The sequence below is a fragment of the Streptococcus sp. 1171_SSPC genome (assembly GCF_001069335.1).
GTDB classification, from domain to species: Bacteria; Bacillota; Bacilli; order Lactobacillales; family Streptococcaceae; genus Streptococcus; species Streptococcus xiaochunlingii.
The window spans coordinates 128,497-151,867 of record NZ_JWAK01000017.1; the positions used below are offsets into that span (position 1 = coordinate 128,497).

Sequence of the window (23,371 nt, forward strand, 5' to 3'; positions counted from 1 at the left end):
TTACTCTACTCCTTTCATTTGTTTTTTAGGCTTGATGTATTTTTCGATAATATAGTGAGCACTTACAAAGAAGATGATCGAAGCTGTCACAATATTGACAAGTTCTGGTGGAATAGTCGCTGTGGTCATACCTGGCGCGCCTGTTTGCAAGGTTCCAAGCAAGAAGGCAGCAAAGACAATCCCAATAGGGGAATTGCTAGCAAGGAGAGCCACTGCCATCCCATTAAATCCAACAGCCAAGGAACCAGCTTGAACATAAACGTTCTGGAAGGTACCAATCCCTTCTACAGCTCCTCCAATCCCACAAAGGGCACCTGAAATCACCATGGAAAGGATGATGGTACGTTTAGCTGACATCCCTGCATAGTCTGAAGCATTCGGGTTAAGACCAACGGAACGGATTTCAAAACCAAGTGTTGTTTTCTTAATAATGAACCAAATAACTGCAACAGCAATCAAGGCGATAAAGATACCGATATTCATCCGTGACTTAGTCAATTCTGTCAAGAACCCGAGGCGGTAACTTGCATTTGCTCCTACTGTGATACTAGATTCAGAATCGACCATGAACTTTTTAGGGAAGTTCCGGATAATTTCATTTCCAGCAAACAGTACGATGTAGTTCATCATAATAGTAACGATGACTTCACTCGTCCCCAAAAATGCTCGCAGAAGTCCTGGAATTAAACCAATGAGACCACCGGCAATTGCAGCCACAAGGACCGTCAAAGGAATTATCAGGATACGCGGAATATCTGGGAAGGACAAAGCGAACCATACTGCCGCGATCCAACCAGCCAAGGCTTGTCCTGGTAAGCCGACATTGAAAAATCCAGCTCGACTGGCTACCGCAAATCCGAGAGCGATCAAAATCAGCGGCCCCATAGTACGGAAAATTTCACCCACATTTTTAATGGAACCGAAAGCTGTCTTGAAGAGTTCTTCATAACCCCAAAGAGCATCATAACCAAAGATCCACATGATAATGGCTCCGAGGATGATTCCTAGGATTACAGAAATAAAAGGAATAGCAATTTGTCTTGTATTTTTATTCATTTGAAGCCTCCTTGATTTCTCCACCAGCCATAAGAATACCAAGCTCTTGTTTGTTGGTCTCAGATGGCTTCACAATACCTTGGATTTTTCCATCATGAATAACAGCAATCCGGTCGGATAGATTTAGAATTTCATCTAATTCGAAGCTGACTACGAGGACGGCTTTCCCTTTATCACGTTCACCAATCAAACGTTTATGGATGTACTCAATCGCACCAACGTCCAATCCACGTGTCGGTTGGCTAACGATCAACAAATCTGGATTCCGATCAACTTCGCGAGCAATAATGGCTTTTTGTTGATTTCCTCCTGATAGAGCACTTGCTGGAACAATCTCGTTGGCTGCACGAACATCAAATTCTTCCATCAACTTGCGGGCATAGGAATTAATTTGATTGTAATTCAAAACACCATTTTTGCTAAGTGGTTCTTTGTAGTAAGTTTGAAGTGCGATGTTTTCAGAAAGCATCATTTCGAGAACTAGACCATCACGATGACGATCTTCAGGCACGTGGCTGACATTCATTTCAGTAATCTTACGTGGGGAAAGGCCAACAACTTCTTGTCCCTTAATTTTGATACTACCTGATTTGACTTTACGGAGTCCGGTAATAGCCTGAATCAATTCACTCTGACCGTTCCCATCAATCCCTGCAATCCCGACAATTTCACCTGCGCGAACATCAAGAGATAGCTCTTTGACCGCAGGAACACCACGGTTTTCATTCACGACTAAGTCAGAAATTGCAAGAACCACTTCTTTAGGCTGTGCTTCTTCTTTTTCTGTTACGAAAGAAACTGAGCGCCCAACCATCATTTCTGCCAAATCTTTATTGGTAGCACCTTCGATACCAACAGTTTGAATAGATTTACCACGACGAATAACTGTGACACGGTCTGCAACGGCACGAATTTCATCTAGTTTGTGAGTGATAAGGATGATAGATTTCCCTTCTTTAACAAGGGTTTTCATGATTTCCATCAACTCCAAAATTTCAGCAGGAGTTAACACTGCAGTAGGCTCGTCGAAAATTAGAATATCAGCTCCGCGATAGAGCGTCTTCAAGATTTCTACACGTTGTTGAGCACCGACAGAAATATCTTCAACTTTTGCGGTAGGATCCACAGCCAAGCCGTAGCGTTCTGACAACTCAAGGATATCTGCATTAGCTTTTTTCAAATCTAATACACCTTTATTAGTAACTTCGCTACCAAGAATGATATTTTCTGCAACAGTGAAAGCTTCTACTAGCATGAAGTGCTGGTGAACCATTCCGATTCCTAGAGAAGCAGCCTTAGAAGGAGAATCTAGTTTTTCAGACTTCCCATTGACCACAATTTCTCCGCTCGTTGGTTCCAAAAGACCAGCCAACATATTCATCAGGGTTGATTTCCCAGCTCCATTTTCACCAAGAAGTGCATGAATTTCACCTTTACGCAATTCGAGGTTGATTTTGTCGTTTGCGACAAATTCACCAAAGATTTTGGTAATTTCACGCATCTCAATGACGTTTTCGTGTGCCATTCGAATATTCCTTTCTAGAAAACTATATTTTATTTCAGTAGGACCTGCTAAACGAGTTAGTAAGTTCTATTGAGACAAAATGTCTCAACACCTCATAAAAAAGCGACCCAAGAAGGATGGATCGCTTCTGGAAGGTTTTATTTCTCAGGTGCTTTTACACTACCATCGATAATTTGTTTTTTAGCATCTTCTACTGCTTTTTTAGCATCTTCAGAAAGATTAGAAGTTGTCAAATCAACACCACCATCTTTCAAACCAAATGTGATCACTTTTCCACCTGGGAATTTGCCATCAGCAGTTTGAGTTGCGATTTCTTGAACAGTTTTACCAACTTGTTTCAAAGTTGAAGCCAATACGAAGTTAGATTCTTTACCATCTTTTGAAGTGTATTTACCTTCATCAACTTGGTCACGGTCTACACCAATAACCCAAACTTTTTCGTCTTCGTTTTTCTTCTCGTTCAAGTCTTTTGCTTCCTTGAACACACCAGCTCCTGTACCACCAGCAGCTTGGTAAATAACGTCAGCTCCTGCAGCGTATTGTGTCGCTGCAATAGTTCTTCCTTTTTCAGGGTTGTTGAAGTCTTCAGCATATTGTACGTCTACTGAAATGTCTTTGTTTACAGACTTCACGCCTGCTTCAAATCCTTTTTCAAAACGAGTGATAACTTCACCACGTGCTCCACCGATGAAACCAACTTTGTTAGTCTTAGTTGTTTTGGCAGCAGCAACCCCTGCAAGGTAAGCAGCTTCATTATCCGCAAAAACAGCAGATGCTACGTTCTTTTTATCTCCTACAACAGAGTCAATGATAACGTAGTTGATATCAGCATTTTCATCTGCAGCAGCTGTAACAGCTGGAGCAAGTTTGTAACCAACACCGTAAACTAATTTGTAGCCGTTTGTAGCAGCTTGGCTAAAGTTATTCGCAAAATCTGCTTCACTTGTAGATTGGAAATAAGTGAATCCGTTATCTTTAGAAAGACCGTTTTCTTTACCCCAAGCTTGTAGACCTTCCCATGCAGATTGGTTGAATGATTTATCATCAACACCACCTGTGTCAGTAACGATAGCAGCTTTTAAATCAGTTTTTGCATCTGAAGAATCTTTGCGAGACGCACGATTTCCACATGCAGCAAGTCCGATTGCAGCGACAGTTACTAGACCTAGGCCTAACCATTGTTTCTTGTTCATTTCTGAACCTCCTAAATAAGATATGCAACTAAGTTGCGGATTAATGAAAGGGTCAATAGACCGCCTTTACAGATGTTACTAGGTAAGATCTGTAAAGGAATATGGAAGCAATTCCTTGACCGTCATCACGACCGTCGATTTATCTTTGGCTACCAGAGTAACCGGTAGGTCTGGCTCGAAAAATTCAGCCATCACCTGGCGACAAGCACCACAGGGTGAAACTGGTTTTTCCGTCTGACCATAAATAATTAATTCCTTAAATGAACGCTCTCCTTCTGAAACAGCCTTAAAGATGGCTGTCCGCTCGCCACAATTGGTCAAGCCGAAGCTCGCATTTTCAATATTGACGCCTGTATAAATCTTCCCCTCATCTGTCACAAGAACAGCTCCAATTGGAAAATGAGAATAAGGTACATAAGCATTCTCACTTGTTTTTACAGCTAGGTCAATCAACTCAGTAGTCGCCATGGGCTATTTCTCCCTTCATGATGGCTACTCCAGAGGAAGTGCCGATTCGGTTAGCACCCGCTTGGATCATGGCTTGTGCATTCTCATAGCTACGAGTACCTCCAGATGCTTTCACTCCCATATCCGGTCCAACAACCTGGCGCATGAGGGCAACATCCTCAACAGTTGCTCCTCCAGTAGAGAAACCAGTTGAAGTTTTGACAAAGTCTGCTCCTGCCAATTTGGCAATCTGGCAAGCCACTATTTTTTCAGTTTCAGTTAACAAGCAGGTTTCGATTATCACTTTTACCAAGCGATCACCACTTGCATCTACAACAGCCTGAATGTCCTCTTCTACTAATGTCAGATTTTTTGATTTCAAGGCACCGATATTGATGACCATATCAATCTCATCGGCTCCATTTTGGATGGCATTTTGAGTTTCAAATGCTTTAACAGCTGGTGTATTTGCGCCAAGAGGGAAACCAATCACTGTACACACTTTTACATCTGAATCCCGAAGTCCTTCTGCAGCGAAGTTGACCCAGGTCGGTTGGACACAAACACTTGCAAAATCATATTCTTTCGCTTCTTCGATCAAAGCCTCGATTTGTTCTTGTTGTGCATCAGGTTTTAATAATGTGTGGTCAATATATTTGTTTAATTTCATTAATAAATCTCCCCCAAATGAATTACGAAACAATTTCAATAATTTCTGAAACGCTTACAACCTTGTCTAGTATTTTAACATTTTTTTGGAATTCTGCAATGGTTTTTTGACTAATTTCTAAATTTGTATAAATAGTTGCAACAAGGTCGCCTTTTTGAACAGGATCCCCAACTTTCTTAGCAAAAACAATCCCTGTTTCATAATCTAAATCATCTGATTTGACTGCTCTGCCAGCCCCAAGACGCATAGCGAAGAGTCCGTGTTCCATAGCAGGCAAGGCTGCAATATAGCCATCCTCTTCTGCATAGACAGGCACTTGTTCTTTTACCTGAACTGGACGATAGAGATCGTCTAAATCTCCACCTTGAGCAAGGACCATTTCTTCAAACTTCTTCAGAGCTTTGCCGGCTGTCAGATGCTGCTTGATTTCTTCCAAGCTGGCCGTCACCCCACCAAGTTCCAGCATAATTTGAGCCAATTCACAAATGAAGTGAGTCACATCTTCTCTGCCTTTTCCTTGAAGAATATCTAAGGCTTCAAGAATTTCGAGACGGTTCCCGATGCTGGTTCCTAAAGGCTGGCTCATATCTGTCAAGACAGCAATGGTCTTACGACCAACAGCATTACCAAGATCTACCATGGTACGAGCCAGTTCACGCGCCTCTTCAATGGTCTTCATAAAGGCCCCTTCTCCAACGGTGACATCGAGAAGGATGGCATCCGCTCCAGCCGAAATCTTCTTACTCATGACAGAGCTAGCAATCAATGGAATTGTATCAACCGTCGCTGTTACATCCCGAAGTGCATAGAGAAGCTTATCCGCCATGACCAATTGGTCCGACTGTCCAATGACAGAAAGGCCAATCTCTTGTACTTGTTTAATGAACTCTTCCTGGGTCCGCTCAATTTGGAATCCTTTAATGGATTCTAGCTTATCGATGGTCCCCCCTGTATGTCCAAGACCACGACCGCTCATCTTGGCAACTGGGACGCCAAAACTAGCTACTAGAGGTGCCAGTACAATTGTTACTTTGTCCCCTACACCACCTGTTGAGTGTTTGTCCACCTTGATACCTTTAATAGCGGAAAGGTCGAATTGCTCCCCTGTCTCCACCATCTTCATGGTCAAATCTGAAATTTCTCGGGTCGTCATCCCCTTGAAATAAACCGCCATGGCAAAGGCAGCCATTTGATAATCAGGTACTGTTCCAGCCACATAGCCTTCGATCAACCAATGAATCTCATCTTTACTCAACTCAATGCCATCACGTTTTTTCTGAATGATATCTACAGCTCTCATGTGACTTTTTCACTCCTTAAAATATAATAACCTTTGTCTTTTTTGAGGATTTCACAATTCCCAAAGACTTCCTCCATTTTGGCCTTCGCACTTGGAGCTCCCTGTTTTTTCTGGATGACAATGGTTAAGTCTCCACCAGGATTCAAATGGTCAAAACTTCCGGAAAGCACTTGATGGACTACCTTTTTCCCAGCCCGAATGGGAGGATTACTGATAATATGATCAAAACTACCCTCAACCTGATCATAAACATTGGATTGGAAGATCTTTGCTTCAACTTGATTTAAATCTGCGTTTTTCTGAGCTAGATCTAAAGCCCGTGTATTGACGTCTACCATAGTCGCATGGATCCCTTGGGCCTTAACCAAAGAGAGACCAAGTGTACCATACCCGCAACCAACATCCAAAACCGTCTCTCCTTGCTGGAAGGACAAACAAGATAAAAGGACCTGGCTACCAAAGTCGATCATTTTCTTACTAAAAACACCGGCATCCGTCAGAAATTTCATCCGCTCCCCTAAAAGAACCACCTGTAACTCATGGATATCATGTCGGGCATCTGGATGTTCATCATAGTACATTTTACTCATATTAGCATTATAGCATAATTTAACCTATTTTTAAATCGTTTACAGAAGATCTTAAAACTGATATACTAAAGGTCACTATGGAGGAAAGGCTTGTAATGGAAAAAGAATTTCTACACTTCGAAAAAATCAATCGACAAACTTGGCAAAATCTCCACCGGAAATCAACCCCTCCTCTGTCTGAAGAGGAATTGAATTCGATCAAGAGTTTTAATGACCTCATTAGCTTGCAAGATGTAACAGATATCTACTTACCCTTGACACATCTGATTCAAATCTACAAAAAAGCGAAAGAAGATTTAGCATTTTCTAAAGGTATCTTCCTCCAACAGGAAAGTAAAAAACAGCCCTTCATTATCGGGATTTCAGGGTCAGTAGCTGTCGGCAAATCAACGACGAGTCGCCTCCTTCAAATCCTTCTTTCTCGGACTTTTTCTGGTTCTACTGTTGAATTGGTGACCACCGATGGCTTCTTGTATCCCAACGCCACCTTGATTGAACAAAACATCCTCAATCGCAAAGGCTTCCCTGAAAGTTATGATATGGAACTTCTCTTAGATTTCCTGAATCAGCTCAAAAATGGGCAAAGCTATCAAATCCCTGTCTATTCTCACGAGATTTATGATATTGTCCCTGACCAGAAGCAAACCATCCAAGCTGCGGACTTCATTATCGTGGAAGGGATCAATGTCTTTCAGAATCCCCAAAACGATCGGCTCTATATGACAGACTTCTTTGACTTTTCCATCTATGTGGATGCTGAGGTTACCAATATTGAGTCCTGGTATATCGATCGCTTTAAAAAGTTGTTAGACCGTGCGAAAGATGACCCAAGCAACTACTACCACCGCTTTACCAAGCAACCTGAAGAAGAAGTCCTCGCCTTCGCTCATCAGGTATGGGAGTCGATCAATCTCTTAAATCTAAAAGACTATATCGAGCCCACCCGTAACCGAGCCGAACTGATCCTGCACAAATCTGCCAACCATGAGATCGACGAAATCTATCTCAAGAGATAAGAGTTTTAAGACAAAATGATCTTTAAAAAAATAGCGATTCGAAGAAAAATTAGTTTGGGCTTGTCAAAAGAAAAGTTTTCAGATATAATAAGAGAGTTAGATTATCATTGGAGGTGAAAAAATTGGCAAACATTAAATCAGCTATCAAACGCGCTGAATTGAACGTTAAACAAAACGAAAAAAACTCAGCTCAAAAATCAGCTATGCGTACTGCAATCAAAGCTTTTGAAGCAAACCCATCTGAAGAACTTTACCGCGCTGCTAGCTCAGCTATCGATAAAGCAGAAACTAAAGGTTTGATCCACAAAAACAAAGCTAGCCGTGATAAAGCACGTCTTGCAGCAAAACTTGGCTAATCAAGCATTGCATACAAAATGAGCTCTCCGGAGCTTTTTTTGTTGCTTCCAAATAAGGAGAAGACATGAAAATTACGATTATCGGCTATTCAGGATCCGGCAAGTCAACTTTGGCTGAAAACCTAGCCCGCTACTACTCCATTCCAAAGCTCCACATGGATACCCTTCAATTTCAACCGGGTTGGATAGACAGTGACCGAGATTGGATGGAGCAAAAAATGAAACAGTTTCTCAGCGATCATAGAGACTGGGTCATTGATGGCAATTACTCTTGGTGCTGCTATCAGGAGAGAATGGAGCAAGCCGACCAAATCATCTTTCTCAACTTCTCTCGTTGGAACTGCCTCTATAGAGGGTGGAAACGATACCGCCGTTATAAAGGACGAGTCCGTGAGAGTATGGCAGCAGGCTGCCCTGAACGCTTTGACTGGGAATTCATCCGTTGGATTCTCTGGGATGGACGAACAAAAACTGCTAGAGTAAGGTATCAAAACATCCACTCCACCTACCCCGAAAAATTTATCTCTCTCAGGAATCAAAAGGAACTGGACCGTTTTCTAGATAACGTAAAAAATGATCTACTGGAATCGAAGTAAACACTCGATTTAGTAGATCATTTTTCTTATTTTCTTTTCTTTTGAGGAAACAAGGGAAGACCTAAGGAAGCCATCTTCTCCGCCGGCACCTTCATGCCATCCTTAATCCACTTGGCTAGGACAGAGACAATAGCTGAGCTGAGGAAGGAATTCAGATAACTAGCTGGGCCTTGTGAGGATTTTTGACTTTTACTCCTCTTTTCCAGAAATTCATAAACAGCCTTGGTGAGCAGTTTCTCAAAATTATAATCGACGGCCAAGCTGATAATGCGTGCTTCCTTCTTGGCCTCTTTAAAGAGATAGACCCAAATCTGGTACAAATCGGTCTTAAAATTATAGCCTTCCAAAGACTTAGTAATCTTCGAAACAGTTGATTGGAAGATGGATTCGAGCAATTCTTCTTTTGACTCATAATTTCGGTAAAAAGCTGCGCGAGAAACTCCTGCTCTCTCCACCAATTCTGAAATGGTAATCTTTTTCAAGTCCTTTTTATCCAACAACTGAAGCAAGGAAATCTCCAAGGATTCGCGTGTGATGGCATTGCTTTCTTGGTTAGACCGTTTTAAATTTTCTAAGGATTTTTCGGATATCTTTCTTTCTGCCATAACACTTACTTTCTATCTGTATCATCTGAATGTATCTGCTTTCAGAGAATGCAACTTCATGATATAATTGTAAGAAAAGACTAACTACTTGTCAATGTACAATTTTTTACATTTTGAGGTAATAAAAATGAAATGGAAAATTATTGCAGATTCTGGCTGTGATTATCGTACTTATGAAAATGCTGCACCAGATACTAGCTTTGTTTCAGTTCCCCTTACCATTCAGATTGGTGAGACCATTTACATAGACGACGCCAACTTGGATACAGACAAAATGATGGAAGATATGTATGCGACTACTACTGCTTCCAAATCAGCTTGTCCTAGTCCTGATGACTATATGAAAGCCTTCGAGGGTGCTGATAATATCATCGTTGTTACCATCACTGGTACTTTGTCTGGAAGCCACAATAGTGCTCAGGTCGCAAAAAAACTTTATCTAGAAGACCATCCTGCAAGCAATATCCATGTGATCGATAGTTTATCAGCTGGTGGTGAAGTGGACCTCCTCGTCCGCAAACTCCATCAACTCATCGCCCAAGACCTTGACTTTGATCAAGTGGTCGAAGTCATCACCAAATACCAAGAAAAAACCAAACTGATTTTTGTCCTGGCTAAAGTCGATAATTTGGTTAAAAACGGTCGACTCAATAAAATTATCGGAGCGGTTGTCGGCCTCTTAAACATCCGTATGGTCGGCCAAGCTAGCGATACTGGAACCCTTGAGCTCCTCCATAAAGCCCGTGGCCAAAAGAAAGCTATTTCCACAACTTTTGAAGAAATGCTCAAAGCGGGCTATAAAGGTGGACATATCACCATCGCTCACCGTCGCAACGATAAATTCGTAGAACAACTCTCTGCCTTGGTCCATGAAAAATTCGCCAATGCGGTTATTGAAATTCTTCCGACCTCTGGCCTCTGTAGCTTCTATGCTGAAGAAGGTGGCCTCTTAATCGGCTATGAAATTTAACAACAAACTATAAAAGAGGCTGGGACAAAAGTCCTAGCCTCTCAATTGTCTTTGGATTRTYGARCAAGACGCAGTGGTTGAGTGGGCTCTACTACGCTGATTTCATCAGTTTTTACAGCCCTACTCAACTGTGCGGAGGTGGGACGACGAAATCGAATTCTAACGAATTACCGATTTCTGTCCCACTCTCTTTTACCATACAGATTCCCTCCGGTCAGGACCAGAGGGAATTTTTTTATTCACCAATCTCTTGGTTAAATTTATAAAAAGTACGTTTATAGATATAAACAGTTGCAAAAGTTCCTATAGCTGCAATGAGAAGATAAATTACACTAGCAATCAAGGTGGTGAAGGCCACAGCGGATAGATAGAAAGCAAATCCTATCAAAATCAGCATGACGATAATAAAGACGAAGATCAATAAGCCTCTCAGGGCAGCATTTCCTCTATTACGGTTCATCAGATCCGTTACAGTCGACCAATTAGTGGTTAAGAGCTTGTAGTCTCGTCTAAAAGCGATCACACTCAAACTCAAACTAGTCAAAAACCAAATCAAAAGCATAGCTAGAAGGGAGAGGGGATGGACCCCAAAGTAGCAAGATACCCCTACTAAGAGCACGATCGGCAAAGCAGACTGGACCGAAAAGAGGATCCAAAATTTCTTCAAACAATAGCGTTTAAAGTCAATCGGAAGGGCACGAAGATATGCGAAATTTTCCCGCTCCAATGAGATCCCAATACTGGTCAAGCTTTCCACAGAGTTGAAGACTCCAATCATAAAAGCAATCAACGATAAAGGAAGGAGGTATTGGGGTGTGAGGTAATTTTCAATTTGGAGAGAAGCTCGCGATGCCCCTAAAAACAAGCCAAATGTGAACAGATAAGGGAAAATCGCCATCATGAAGATGACCTGGGTCAGCAAGGTACCATCACTCAGAAGCCGTTTATGATAGGAAACGGTAAAGCGATGAAAGGCCTTCTGATCTCCTAGCTTCATCTGACTGACCCGCTCCTTAACCGCATGACTAGAAGAAACCTCAAGGGCAGCATCATAGAAATGAGGCAAGACCTGACTTTTGACCAGCCAAAGGAGAACTGCTAGAACCAATACCCAAGCCAACATCCCCACTAGTGCAGCTGAATCCAAAGGATTCAAGATAAAGGTATGGAAGACCTCTATCGGAGGAAAAATGCTGGGTTGAGTGACCAAATCACCAGCTACCGAGTGCTCTGACTGGAGCATATTGATATAGAGATAGGCTCCAATGGAAATGAGACTACTCAATCCAATGATGAGGTTAGACACCAAACTCGTGTGTTTCTTAAAGACAGCTGATTTGGTAATCAGATGGGATAGGAACAAGGTGCCTAAGAAGAGGATGGAGAGGAGAATCATGGCACAAAGAAGGCCAAGAAGAAGCCCCACCAAAACATTTCCCCCTGCTTGGATAGGAAGAATGATGAAATAACTCAACATTGGAAGCAGGGCCATCAAAAGCACTAAGATGACCGAAATACTCTTTCCTGCAATCACTTCTGCATCCGAAAAGGCATAGGGACGGTAAAATTGTAAATCCTTGCTTTCGTAAAAGACATTGTAAAAACTCATCAAGCCTTGGGATATGGCTAAGAGCGCAAAGAGAGTAATCATATTGACAAAGGGACCAGGGCTAGAGACAAAATCATTGGCACTAGAAAGTATCCCAAAAAGGAAGAGATAAAGGAGACCGATAAATATATAGGTCCGAATGGACTGGGCGGAAACATTGACCTTCCTATTCGGATCCTTTTCCTGCTTCTTTCTAAATTTCGCTAATTGGGCAGGCTGAGTAGCGTAGATAATGTTGACATCGACTAGGCGACGAACCATTTTAAGACGCATCTGGACTCACCTCTTCTCTTCGACCGGCCAGTCCAAGATAAATGGACTCTAGGCTTTGTTCTGGGTGTTGTCCCTTTAATTCCTCGATGGTTCCATAAAAGATGAGGTTCCCCTTCTTCAGAATGGCAATCTTATCACAGAGTTGCTCTGCTACTTCAAGGACATGGGTAGAGAAGATGACAGTGTTGCCCTTATCCGCATGCTCCCGCATCATCTGCTTCAGATCGTAAGAGGCTTGGGGATCCAAACCAGTCATAGGCTCATCTAGAACCCAGATGTCTGGATCAGATAGAAGAGCCCCGATGACAAAGACCTTCTGGCGCATCCCATGAGAGAAAGACTCAATGACCTCATAACGATGACTAGCAAAGTCAAACAGATGCAGCAAATGCTCCAAGCGGTCATCACATTCCTGCTGGCTCATATCATAAGAAGTAGCGACCAACTCCCAAAATTCATTGGCCGTCAAACGAAGGAAGAGATCTGGCGAATCGGCTACGTAGCCAATTTTCTTCTTTATTTCCAAGCGATTGCTATAGAGGTCTTTCCCATCTAGTAGGATTCTACCAGTCGTCGGGGTGATGACACTGACCAGGCTCTTAATGGTCGTTGATTTCCCGGCTCCATTATGGCCGATCAAGCCGACAATTTGCCCATCTTCAATGGTTAAGTTCAAATGGTTCAATGCCAGTTGACCATCGTAATCCTTGGTGACTCCTTGAAATTCAATCATAGATTCTCCTTCTACCATTCTACTTTCCTAATGAAAGAAAGTGGTTACTTATTTTGCCTATATTTTAGTCCTCTTTTCCTCATTTGTCAATGGAAAACTTAAGTATTAAAGCAATTCTTCAAAACGGTAGAGAAGGCCAAATAGATAGTTAGGGATGGTCTCCAGGAGATCCTCCCTAAAGACCCGCTCCCCTCTTTGATGGAGCTCCTTGCCCCAAGGCCCCAAATTGACTGCTGGCACTTGAATCTGGGCAATTTTTTCCAGATCCAACTCGTAGACTTGAGAAGGGATCGCCAAACTATCCAAGACAACCTGATAGCTTGCTAGGTCTCTCTCCAGGGCACAATAACTGGTGTCACAAATGCCCATGAAGTATTCCTCCACCTTCAGGGTCAGGCCGCGTTTTCCTAAATAATGGCGGTAATCATCCACCAGGGTGCCAATTTTAAGACTGGTATTTGGTAAAGAGCGACAGTTCATGGATGGGTAATAGGGTGGTGCAAAGCCAATAACGACCAATGGAGTCTTCTCCGCTAGGAAGTCTAAGTAAGCTTGGATCTGCTGGATGGCAATGGCCTGATAGCTGACTCCAGTTAAGAAAGCTTGGTAGGCCCTTTGCTCACATTGCTCTTGGAAGCTTGAAAAGCCTTCCTTCTTTTGGCAACGATCCAGCAATTCTTGATAGCTGATCACCCATGGCTGAGCTATCAAATGTTCTTGTCCCGCTTGGTCCTGGAGGGACAGGTATTTGACATAAAACTCATCAACCGCTTCCTGGCTCAACTCCTTGATGCGTTGCAGCAATTCCTGAGGGGTCTTTTTCAGATGCAGCACACTGAAATAGCCAGCAGCGTAGAGGACCGTCGATACATCATACTGGTCCTTCAAATCCCTCAGATAAGACCAAGAAGGAAGAGGAGACTGCTCACCCAGCGCTTGGTCGGATAGGTCTGGATGGAGATCCAATTTCGATGCGACTGCGATTAGGAGAGAGAGGGCGTTGATTCCCTTGAGAGGCTCCTTCATATGGGATAAGACCCCCTGGGCCACGACGACTGGCATGAGCTTACCGACCGTTCCAATGTGTAGGACCTTCTCCTTGTCACTAGTAGCTTCAAAGGGTTCTGAATCGACCGCTAAGACATAGTCCAAGTCAAACTCTTCTTTTAACTGACAAAGCAAACCTAATGCTCCTCTCATCCCACGTGAATAGGACTCCTCATCTCCCACAGATAGGTAAAGGAGGTTGACCTGACCCCCTTCTGGATCGGAGGCGTAGGCTCCTAAGACACCCAGTTGGAGTGCCAAGGCCGCCTTCATGTCACAAGAACCTCGTCCAAATTGCCATTGGCCAGAATCTAGGTCCTCCTGCATTTCTGATCGAAAATCAATGCCCTTCAAGGCTTGAACCAGCGCCTCGGAATCCAAAGCTATAGGGGCTAGGGGACCGTAATCTTCTAGATCTACCGTATCGTGGTGGTGAAAAAGGATCACTGTCTTTTTCTTGCCCTTATCGACCAAGGCCCAATTGACACTGCGATGGAGATGGTCATTGGGAAGAGGGTAGCGACCAAAGTGCTGGGGGTGACTCTTAAAATATGGAATAGACCCAATTCGTTGTTCTAGATAGTCTTCTATCTCCCTTTCTGTCTCGGTATTGGTAAAGCTCGGTATGGACATTGCCTCATGAAAAATGATGGCGATTTGTTCTTGGAAATGTTCTATGGATCTCAATGGAAGCCTCCTTTAAGTAATAATAGATATCTCTCCTAGAATGAGTCTATAAGACCTGAATTCTGGGACTTTCAACCAGCATTCAAACAGAATAACAACTAAACTGACAGCAGAGAACATCCTACAGACATTCCCTCCTGTCAATCAAATGATGGAGACACTTTTTCGACTGATAACCCCTTCTTAGACAGATTGAGCCAACTTGAACAAAATCGAAAAAATAGTTCCTATTCATGAGGGCAAATTCCCCATTTTTCTCATGCGAGAGCTCGTTTCCAGCCCATTTATCCTTAATCCAATAAAGACAGCGTTTTCGAGAGTGCAAACCTTTGCCCTATCCTGTCATTTTTGGTAAAATAAGGCATTATTCACGAAAGATGAGAACAAAATGGAAAATCAAACCTTAATGCAATATTTTGAATGGTACTTACCCTCAGATGGCCAACACTGGTCCCGCTTAGCTGCAGATGCTCCTCACCTGGCAGATTTGGGCATTCGTAAAATCTGGATGCCACCTGCTTTTAAAGCGACATCTGCCAATGATGTCGGCTATGGCGTCTATGACCTTTTTGACCTTGGAGAATTTGACCAAAAAGGGACTGTCCGCACCAAGTATGGATTCAAAGAGGACTACTTGCAAGCCATTCAGGCCTTAAAAGAAGCTGGAATCCAACCTATGGCTGATGTGGTCCTCAACCATAAGGCAGCAGCCGATGGTTTAGAAAAATTTGAAGTGGTCGAAGTGGACCCTAACGATCGGACCATCGTCTTGACTGAGCCTTTTACTATCAAAGGCTGGACAAAATTTACCTTTGATGGTCGAAATGGAGCCTACAATGACTTCCACTGGCACTGGTACCACTTCACCGGTACCGACTACGATGCTTCCCGCAATAAAAGTGGGATCTACCAGATCCAAGGGGACAACAAAGGCTGGGCTCAGGATGATCTGGTCGACAGCGAAAACGGAAACTACGATTACCTCATGTACGCTGATATCGACTTTAAACACCCAGAAGTGGTCGAAAACCTCAACCAATGGGCTGAATGGTTTATTAAAACAACTGGGGTGCAAGGCTTCCGACTAGATGCGGTCAAACACATTGACTCCTTCTTTATGAAGAACTTCATCCAGCAAATCACAGACAAATATGGAGACGATTTCTATGTATTTGGTGAGTTTTGGAACGGGGATGAACAAAGCAACAATGACTACCTATCTAGCATTGACTATCAGTTCGACTTAGTCGACGTTGCCCTCCACCAAAATCTCTTTAGAGCTAGCCAAGAAGGGGAAAACTTTGATTTAACCACTATTTTCAATGGTACGCTCGCAAGCAATCATCCAGAAAGTGCTGTAACCTTTGTCGATAATCACGATACCCAGAGAGGACAAGCCTTAGAGTCCACTGTTGGTGAATGGTTCAAACCTGCCGCTTATGCCCTCATTCTCCTACGCGAAGCTGGACTTCCATGTGTCTTTTACGGAGACTATTACGGGATTTCAGGAGACTTTGCCCAGCAGGATTTCCAAGCCGAGCTTGATCAACTCCTTCGTATCCGCAAAGACTTATCCTACGGTGAACAAAGGGACTACTTTGATGATCCTAACTGCATTGGTTGGACTCGCTCTGGAACGGAAGAGTCTGCTCCTATCGCCTGCGTGATTTCAAATGCGGCTGCATCTGCCAAACGCATGGAAATCGGCCAAGCATATGCAAGACAGACCTACTACGATGCCCTAGGAAATTACCAAGAACCCGTTCAAATCCAAGAAGACGGCTGGGCTGATTTCCCAGTCTCAGAACGCTCCGTCAGCGTATGGATTTTAGCAGACTAACTAGAAAATTTAATTGACTGAAGAGGCTGGGACAAAAGTTCTAGCCTTTCAATTGTCTTTGAATTGTCGAGCAAGACGCAGTGGTTGAGTGGGCTCTACTACGCTGNNTTCATCAGCTTTTACAGCCCTACTCAACTGTGCGGAGGTGAGACGACGAAATCGAATTCTAACGAATTACCGATTTCTGTCCCACTCTCTTTCTTATATTTTATAGTAAACCACAGGTTCATTCTAACACCTTAGGAAAGCGCTGTCAATTCCTTATCTTATTCTGTTAACAAATTCATAAAAAGAAAAAACTCGCCCACTTCCATCATCGGAAATGAACGAGTTTGATACGCTAAGAAGCCAAGGGCTCCTTTTATCTTAGCTTAATTCCGCAACAATCGCTTTGAGTTGTTCTTTGGTGTGAACACCAGCGACTTGTTTCACCACTTGGCCATCTTTCTTGAACAAGAGTGTTGGGATAGACATGATGCCAAAGTTACGAGCAGTGTTTGGATTTTCATCCACATCCATCTTAAAGATTTTCAAGTCATCTTCATGAATCTCTTCTGCTAACTGTTCCAAGATTGGGGCCTGCATCCGACAAGGACCACACCAAGTTGCCCAGAAGTCGACCAAGACCAAGCCTTGGCTAGTTTCTTGTTCAAATGTTGCATCTGTTAGTACGTGTACCATAGTTCCTCCTTTGATCAGTGCTTTCCACTAATCTCTCATTGATAGTTCTATTCTACACCAAAATTCTAGTTTTTAGAAATATTTGCTACGTTCTCAGCCTTGGACATCTTCTTTCTTTTTCTTCCAGAAAAGAAGGCTAGACAAGAGGAGGGTACCTAACCCATAGAATCCTATCCATTCCTCTTCAGTGCCTGTTTGAGGAAGTTGACCTGCTTTTTCTTGCGCTGGAACTACTGATTTACCCGTCTCATAGACAAATGTTTGTCCATAAGCAACAGATAGAGATTCTGGTTTTGCAGTTTCTTTCTCAGCCGTTTTGACGAGTGGACGAAGATTTGTACTAGCAGGAATCTCTGATCTACCATATCTTTCAGGCTCTGGAAGGACTGGCAGATGGTATTCTTCAATGTAATGAACTGCTGGTTCTACCAATTTGGCTCCTTGAATCTCAGGAAGGGCAGCATATGCTGTATCAGCTGCGTTAGGAAGATAAGTAGCTACTTGCGAACGCGTCCCTTCTACAATCGGAATGGTCGCACGGATAGAATCTGTCTTGAAGGTGACTTCGTAAGGATTTTCAACGGTTAAGTCAGATGGATCATAGGTATTGAAGACTAGGGCTAATTTGTGGCCCTTTTTAACCGTATAGAGGTTTGGTTGGAGATGGACCGTATAGTCGTGAAATTCTCCAACTTTTGGCTCGATACTATTTCTTGAGCTGGCTGAATCATAGCCAGACTCAGGGTTGGCCAGGTTGATCCATCCTTTAGCAATGACCTTGTATTTAGTCTTAATGGTCTCAAACTCTGCTACAGAGAGATTAGAAAGGTTACTTCCCATCCAGAAGCCGTCTGCTTTTTTATCTGCTTTGACGCCACCGTTGCCGACCACATCAAATTCCTCATCAGAGACGTCGACTAAAAGGGCATTGATCTGGAAGTTTTTGCCTTGCCCCTTAGCCAGGGCTGCCTTGAAGTGCACTGGGATATGCCCTTTGATGGTAGTATCTTCTGTCACCTCTGACACAAAGGTCATGTTGGCTTTTGAAGAACCTTGACTCACAGTTTCGTTGCGTTTAGCAATCTCTATGCCAGCTCCTGCGTAATCACTTGAAATCGTCTCTTCCAAGCGTTTCGACTGGGCATTGAGGAAGAGGCGTTGTGAAGTCTTCCAGTTATCATAAGTGGTCCACTTGCTTGGGTCATAGTTGTTTTGAGCCAAGACAGCTGGTAATTTGTCAACTTGATTCTCTACCCCGTACAAGTAATGACTAAGCCAGGTATTCAAAAGATCATAGAAATCTTGGCCATTGGCCTGGATACCATAACCACGAGACATGGCTGCTGGATAGACGTGGTCTCCCTGGTGGAGATAGAGCTTGACATTTTGGCCTGCCTTCTTGAGGGCATCGTACATGAGTTCAAAATGCTTGGTTTTAACGTTGTCATCATTCAAGCCGTGAACCAAGAGGGCACTGGTCTTGAATTTTTCAGGATGAAGGGTATAATCCCGCTCCTTCCAGACATCGCTGTAATTGCGTTCGTGCGCATTTTGGTCCTTGTTGAGCTGGTTGATATAGTTGGCATAATTTTGCCAAATGCCTGCCCAGTCTTTTTCATCTAGGATCCGAGTACCGACATAGAGGGACAACCAAGATAAATCACTATATGGTGGGTTCCCATAAGCTGTTCCTTGACTATTGAAATAGTCATACCAAGAAGCGATCCCAGCAGCTGGAACGATGGTCTTCAAGCCTTCGACTCCTGTACTTGCCACACCAAAGGTCGTGGTTCCAGCCCAGGATAGACCGGTCATGGCAACATTTCCTGTGGCCCAGTCTGCCTTGATTTCAACATTGCTAGTCTTATCGGTGTAGGCCTTGCGCTTGCCATTGACCCACTCGATAATATTCTTAAAGGCATTGATTTCGAGATCAGAGCCTGTGGTGTTAAATCCTTCTGATCCCTTGGTACCAAGCCCAGCACTAGAGATAAAGGCATAGCCTCTGACCAAGAAATAGTCGTACCAGTTGAGATTTTCGTAGTCATAGATATACTCGTAGGGACTGTAGTAATACCAATCCGAAGCCTTGGCCTTCTTAGCCGCATCTACAGTTGATGAGTTTCCAACAGCCTGTCGTTTAGCTGGTTGATTCCGCAACTTCTTCATATCATAGGAGCCATCTGTCGGCAAGCCCAAGCTTTCAAGAGTCACATAGTTCTCATCCAAGGTTCCTGCTACATAAGGACGCGCTTCCAGAATGGTCGCCGCCTTAAAGTCTCCCCTGGCAACTGCCTTAGGCAACTGGACAATGGCCTTGACTAAGTCCCGCTTGCCATCCGCATCTGTATCGTAATCGGTCTCCACATAGACTGGGAAGCGGACGATTTCGCTATCCTCATAGTGATAGTCTTCATCTGATTTTTCCCCACTTGTATAAGGAAAGATGGGTTGAGCCCGCCCATTTAAAAAGAGAGGAGCTTTCTTTTCAGAGCGATAGGCATCATAGAGTTTCTTAGCAATGCTATACATATTGGTCAGCTCTTCTTGACTGACCTTGCGGTTCAAGTCCTCTTGAGTGCTAATCATCCCTAGACTCTTAGCAAAGCGTTCCCGATCAGCAGCCGATTGACCAGCCTGCTTAGGATCCTTCGCCGCCCACTGAAGCAATTCATCAACAGCATTTTGAACCGTTAATTCCTTATCCTTGAGCTCACTATTTGCCAAGCTTCCTGTGTAAGAGGTTAAGGCTTGTCCTGTCGCTGGAGTTGATGTTCCCGTCGAAGCCGCTGGACTAGCTGGGACACCTGCCCCCTGAGGTGCCTGTGGGAGGTTTGTTTTTTCAGTTACCGTCACGGTCTTTTCTTGTCCAACTGTCTGGCCAGTCTCCTCCGCCTCTGCCGGAGCAATTGGACTCGGTCCTGCAGGTTCAGAACTCTCTACTTCCTTCTTAGGATCCACACTTGGGCCGGATGCAGACTGGTCTGTTTGAGATTGGGAAGCTGCTCCTTCAGAAGCTACAGGCTCCGGAGCCACCTGAGTCACGACTTCTTTCGTTGGAGCAAGCTCTGGTAGGTTCTCATCTGCTGCTACCACTTGATTTAAGACAAATGGAGCTAGTAGCAGGCTTGAAGCCACCATGGACACCACTGTTTTCTTTTTCATAAAAGAGACCTCACTATTTTGTAATCAATACAGCTATTATACTATGTAAGCGCTTTTATAGCAAATTCTAAACAAGAAAAAAATCGAGGCAAATTTGCCTCGATCAAAAGATATTTATTTCACGTGATCTTTTAATTCTTCTTGAGCTTTTTGGTTAGACTCTGCTTGCTCTTTCTTCCATTTTTCAAGAGCTTTGTTGTAGTCTTCGGTTGTTACAGCCTTGTCTTGAAGTTCCATACCTTTGTAGACAACGTTGTCTTTCCCTTTACCACCGGTCCAGCCAAATGGTGCTGAGAATGGTACAACACGAGTCAAGAATGGACGACCAGTCTTAGAAGTGGTTGGGATAACCAAAGCACTATCTGTCAACCAAGCTTGAGCTGCAGCATATTTCTCATAACGTTTGTTAAGGTCTTGTGTTTCAGCTCCTGCTTCTGTTACCATCTTCTCAAAGTCGTACAAGCCAACTTTCTTAGCTGCCTCATTGTTTTCGCTTGGGTCAAATCCAAGGAAGGTACGAGTGTTTTCACCAGAAGAAGCTTTCAAGATATCAAGGTAAGTTGATGGGTCTTGATAGTCAGGGCTCCATCCAACGTTATCTGAGATATCCCAATCTTCGTCTTCTGCTTTAGCAGCAAAGAGGGTCACGTTCAAGAGATCTTCTTTTGATACCATATGGATATCGACAACGACATTTTCTTTTCCAAGCGTACTTTCAACCGATTGTTTGAAGGATTGAGCACGTTGAACCTTAGATTGAGTCGTTTGGTCTACTGGCATATCCAAGTGAATTGGGAATTTCACGCCATCTGCTTCAAGTGCAGATTTCGCTTTGGCAAACTCTTCTTTGGCTTGTTTTTCGTTGTAAAGACCATTTTGACCATCGTCAAGATTTGCATCTTTCCACTCGTCTCCATAAGTCACCAACTCAGATTTAACCATCTCACCGAAGGTCTTACCATCAGCTTGAACGAATGTAGGTGGGATGTACAAGTTACGGATCAGTTTGCTTGCTCCATCTTTACCATTCGCTTGGGCAGCATAGGCTTCACGGTCAAAGGCAAAGCTGATTGATTGACGGAAGTCTTTGTTCAAAAGAGCTTTCTTAGTAGATGATTTTTCTTCATCTGTTGTTTTTGCAGTGTACTTGTAAGACTGACGGTCGATATTCACACCGATAACGAAGGTGCTGGCATCTTGAGGAGTGTAGATGATTTCATCTTTAAACTTCTTAGCTTGGTCTGTAAATCCAGGTCCAGTTGGGAACAATTTAGCAAGGCTAAGAGCGTTGTCCTCAAATGAGTTCGCCAATTTACTTTGGTCTTGTCCATCATAGTATTCGAGCTTAACGTCTGTGATGTGAACATTGTCCTTATCCCAGTAGTTTTCATTCTTGCTCATCTCGATAGATGATTTAGAAGTGAAGCTCTTCAAGATGTATGGACCATTGTAAAGAAGAGAGCTAGTGTCACTTGCTTGGGCAAATTTATCCCCTTTAGATTCTACGAATTTCTCATTGATTGGGAAAGTGATCCCAAGAGTCAACTTAGAATTCCAGAAAGGCTCTGCCTGGTTCAAAGTGATTTGAAGGGTATGATCATCGACTGCTTTAATACCTACATTTTTGAAGTCTGAAGTCTTACCTTCAACATAATCATTCAAGCCCTTGATAGAGTTTTGAATGATGTAGAGCATTTCAGACTTGTGGTCAGCGGCATACTTGATCCCTGCAACGAAGTCATCTGCTGTCACATCCGCATACTCTTCCCCTTCTGAATCATACCATTTGGCATCATCACGAAGTTTGTAAGTATAAGTCAAGCCATCTTGAGAAACTGTCCAATCTTTAGCAAGTGAAGGAATTAAATTTCCATACTTGTCGTTTTCAAACAAACCATCAATCAAGTTCCCTGTGATTTCGTGGGTTGCAGCTTTACCAGATGTGATGTAGTTCAAGTTTTCAGGTTCTGTCTCATAGACGTAAGAGAATTTTTGACCTGCTTCACTTGATTTTGAGCTTGAGCTTGATGATTTAGAACCACCAGAACATGCTGCAAGAATACCTGCTGAAAGAAGAGCTACTCCTGCAAGAGCAATGACATTTCTTTTTTTCATTGTTTACTCCTAATAAATTTTTAAGGTTGTCTTAAGATTATACCACAAAGATTTTCAGAAGAGAAGTAATTTTCTGAAAATTTATTAAATTTTGTAATTTTTCTTATCCTTAGCATTTATTAAAGTGTGAACCATAGTCTACAAAATCCTTAACATCGCTGGTTTTGCCCTCATGAAGGTCCCGAACAATTTTCGAGCCTACGATGACACCATCCGATACCTGATTAAAGCGTTGGATATCTTCTTGGGTGGAGACCCCAAATCCTGTCAGAACTGGAATAGTGGCCAAGTCTCTCAAGGTCGCCAAGTGCTGATCCAAATCGTCCCGGTAATTGCCCATTTTTCCAGTAACTCCATTGATGGCTACCGCATAGATAAAGCCTTCTGCTTCTTGGATCAAGGCCTTTTGGCGTTCGATGCCTGTGGTCAAGCTGACCAGGGGTACAAGGGCAATATCACTCCCTTCCAAGTAAGGTGCTATCATATCCGCATGTTCATTTGGCAGATCTGGAATGATCAAGCCTTTGACGGAGGTAGAAGCCAATTCTTTTATAAAAGCTTCTATCCCATATTGGAAGACTGGATTGATATAGGTCATAATGACCAGGGGAATCTTGGTCGCTTGTTCTTGGAGTTTTTTTACAATAGCGGTTAAGGTCACTCCCTTGGCCAAACTGCGTTGCCCAGCCATCTCGATGACTGGCCCATCCGCTACAGGGTCCGACCAGGGAATCCCCACTTCAATAGCCGATGCTCCACTTTCTTCCAAGAGCTGAATAGTATCAAAGAGGCCATCGAGTCCCTTCTCATGATCCCCCGCCATGATGTAAGGGACGAAGATCCCACGCTTGCTGTCTTTAATAGCTTGTAAATGCTGTGTTAGTGTTTTGGTCATCT

20 protein-coding genes are annotated in these 23,371 nt (G+C 43.2%); 5 read left to right on the forward strand and 15 right to left on the reverse strand.

Annotated elements, in window-relative coordinates:
• The 7 genes from ADF75_RS03525 to ADF75_RS03555 form a co-directional block, all read right to left on the reverse strand.
• Complete coding sequence (locus tag ADF75_RS03525; protein WP_048789155.1) at positions 1–1,056, reverse strand: ABC transporter permease; 1,056 nt, start codon at positions 1,054–1,056, stop codon at positions 1–3.
• The gene (locus ADF75_RS03530; protein WP_006596012.1) at positions 1,049–2,581 is read right to left on the reverse strand and encodes an ABC transporter ATP-binding protein; all 1,533 of its coding nucleotides are present in this window, start codon (positions 2,579–2,581) and stop codon (positions 1,049–1,051) included. The genes ADF75_RS03525 and ADF75_RS03530 overlap by 8 nt, the downstream gene beginning before the upstream one ends.
• Positions 2,582–2,718: 137 nt before the next feature.
• On the reverse strand, positions 2,719–3,774 hold the full coding sequence (locus tag ADF75_RS03535) for a BMP family lipoprotein (RefSeq protein ID WP_048687944.1): 1,056 nt from the start codon (positions 3,772–3,774) through the stop codon (positions 2,719–2,721).
• 78 nt (positions 3,775–3,852) lie between these two features.
• Positions 3,853–4,242: a cytidine deaminase gene (locus ADF75_RS03540; protein ID WP_048687941.1), complete on the reverse strand. Its 390-nt coding sequence runs from the start codon at positions 4,240–4,242 to the stop codon at positions 3,853–3,855.
• Positions 4,229–4,891: a deoxyribose-phosphate aldolase gene (gene deoC, locus ADF75_RS03545; RefSeq protein WP_048789156.1), complete on the reverse strand. Its 663-nt coding sequence runs from the start codon at positions 4,889–4,891 to the stop codon at positions 4,229–4,231. The genes ADF75_RS03540 and deoC overlap by 14 nt, the downstream gene beginning before the upstream one ends.
• A gap of 22 nt (positions 4,892–4,913) precedes the next feature.
• Positions 4,914–6,191 (reverse strand): pyrimidine-nucleoside phosphorylase, encoded by a 1,278-nt coding sequence (locus ADF75_RS03550; protein ID WP_048789157.1) that lies wholly within the window; start codon positions 6,189–6,191, stop codon positions 4,914–4,916.
• A complete protein-coding gene (locus ADF75_RS03555; RefSeq protein WP_048789158.1) occupies positions 6,188–6,781 on the reverse strand; it encodes a class I SAM-dependent methyltransferase in 594 nt (197 codons plus the stop codon). The genes ADF75_RS03550 and ADF75_RS03555 overlap by 4 nt, the downstream gene beginning before the upstream one ends.
• Before the next feature lie 95 nt (positions 6,782–6,876).
• Between ADF75_RS03555 and coaA the strand changes: the two genes are divergently transcribed.
• The 3 genes from coaA to ADF75_RS03570 all read left to right on the forward strand — a co-directional run bounded on the left by coaA (position 6,877) and on the right by ADF75_RS03570 (position 8,749).
• On the forward strand, positions 6,877–7,797 hold the full coding sequence (gene coaA, locus ADF75_RS03560; RefSeq protein ID WP_048789159.1) for a type I pantothenate kinase: 921 nt from the start codon (positions 6,877–6,879) through the stop codon (positions 7,795–7,797).
• A 107-nt stretch (positions 7,798–7,904) separates the two neighbouring features.
• On the forward strand, positions 7,905–8,153 hold the full coding sequence (gene rpsT, locus ADF75_RS03565) for a 30S ribosomal protein S20 (protein WP_023023719.1): 249 nt from the start codon (positions 7,905–7,907) through the stop codon (positions 8,151–8,153).
• Positions 8,154–8,218: 65 nt separating this feature from the next.
• Positions 8,219–8,749 carry a DNA topology modulation protein gene (locus ADF75_RS03570; protein ID WP_048789160.1) on the forward strand — a complete coding sequence of 177 codons (531 nt, stop codon included), beginning with the start codon at positions 8,219–8,221 and terminating at the stop codon, positions 8,747–8,749.
• 26 nt (positions 8,750–8,775) lie between these two features.
• Here the strand turns inward: ADF75_RS03570 and ADF75_RS03575 are convergent, their stop codons facing one another.
• Positions 8,776–9,354, reverse strand: a complete 579-nt coding sequence (locus ADF75_RS03575; RefSeq protein WP_006596003.1) for a TetR/AcrR family transcriptional regulator — start codon at positions 9,352–9,354, stop codon at positions 8,776–8,778.
• 127 nt (positions 9,355–9,481) lie between these two features.
• Between ADF75_RS03575 and ADF75_RS03580 the strand changes: the two genes are divergently transcribed.
• Positions 9,482–10,324 carry a DegV family protein gene (locus ADF75_RS03580; RefSeq protein WP_048789161.1) on the forward strand — a complete coding sequence of 281 codons (843 nt, stop codon included), beginning with the start codon at positions 9,482–9,484 and terminating at the stop codon, positions 10,322–10,324.
• A 235-nt stretch (positions 10,325–10,559) separates the two neighbouring features.
• Here the strand turns inward: ADF75_RS03580 and ADF75_RS03585 are convergent, their stop codons facing one another.
• The 3 genes from ADF75_RS03585 to ADF75_RS03595 all read right to left on the reverse strand — a co-directional run bounded on the left by ADF75_RS03585 (position 10,560) and on the right by ADF75_RS03595 (position 14,619).
• Positions 10,560–12,206, reverse strand: a complete 1,647-nt coding sequence (locus ADF75_RS03585; RefSeq protein WP_048789162.1) for a hypothetical protein — start codon at positions 12,204–12,206, stop codon at positions 10,560–10,562.
• A complete protein-coding gene (locus tag ADF75_RS03590; protein WP_048789211.1) occupies positions 12,196–12,939 on the reverse strand; it encodes an ABC transporter ATP-binding protein in 744 nt (247 codons plus the stop codon). The genes ADF75_RS03585 and ADF75_RS03590 overlap by 11 nt, the downstream gene beginning before the upstream one ends.
• Before the next feature lie 105 nt (positions 12,940–13,044).
• Positions 13,045–14,619 (reverse strand): M20/M25/M40 family metallo-hydrolase, encoded by a 1,575-nt coding sequence (locus ADF75_RS03595; protein ID WP_048789212.1) that lies wholly within the window; start codon positions 14,617–14,619, stop codon positions 13,045–13,047.
• A 442-nt stretch (positions 14,620–15,061) separates the two neighbouring features.
• Here ADF75_RS03595 and ADF75_RS03600 point away from each other — a divergent pair, with 442 nt between their 5' ends.
• Positions 15,062–16,513, forward strand: a complete 1,452-nt coding sequence (locus ADF75_RS03600; RefSeq protein WP_048690519.1) for an alpha-amylase — start codon at positions 15,062–15,064, stop codon at positions 16,511–16,513.
• Positions 16,514–16,879: 366 nt separating this feature from the next.
• Here ADF75_RS03600 and trxA read toward each other — a convergent pair whose 3' ends face one another.
• From trxA to trpA, 4 genes are all read right to left on the reverse strand, one after another.
• Positions 16,880–17,194, reverse strand: a complete 315-nt coding sequence (gene trxA, locus ADF75_RS03605; RefSeq protein WP_006595996.1) for a thioredoxin — start codon at positions 17,192–17,194, stop codon at positions 16,880–16,882.
• 93 nt (positions 17,195–17,287) lie between these two features.
• Complete coding sequence (locus ADF75_RS03610) at positions 17,288–20,359, reverse strand: CocE/NonD family hydrolase (RefSeq protein WP_048789163.1); 3,072 nt, start codon at positions 20,357–20,359, stop codon at positions 17,288–17,290.
• Positions 20,360–20,473: 114 nt separating this feature from the next.
• Positions 20,474–22,474, reverse strand: coding sequence for a peptide ABC transporter substrate-binding protein (locus ADF75_RS03615; RefSeq protein ID WP_048789164.1), 2,001 nt, complete (start codon positions 22,472–22,474; stop codon positions 20,474–20,476).
• A gap of 109 nt (positions 22,475–22,583) precedes the next feature.
• Positions 22,584–23,369: a tryptophan synthase subunit alpha gene (gene trpA / locus ADF75_RS03620; protein WP_048789165.1), complete on the reverse strand. Its 786-nt coding sequence runs from the start codon at positions 23,367–23,369 to the stop codon at positions 22,584–22,586.
• Between the last annotated feature and the right edge of the window lie 2 nt (positions 23,370–23,371).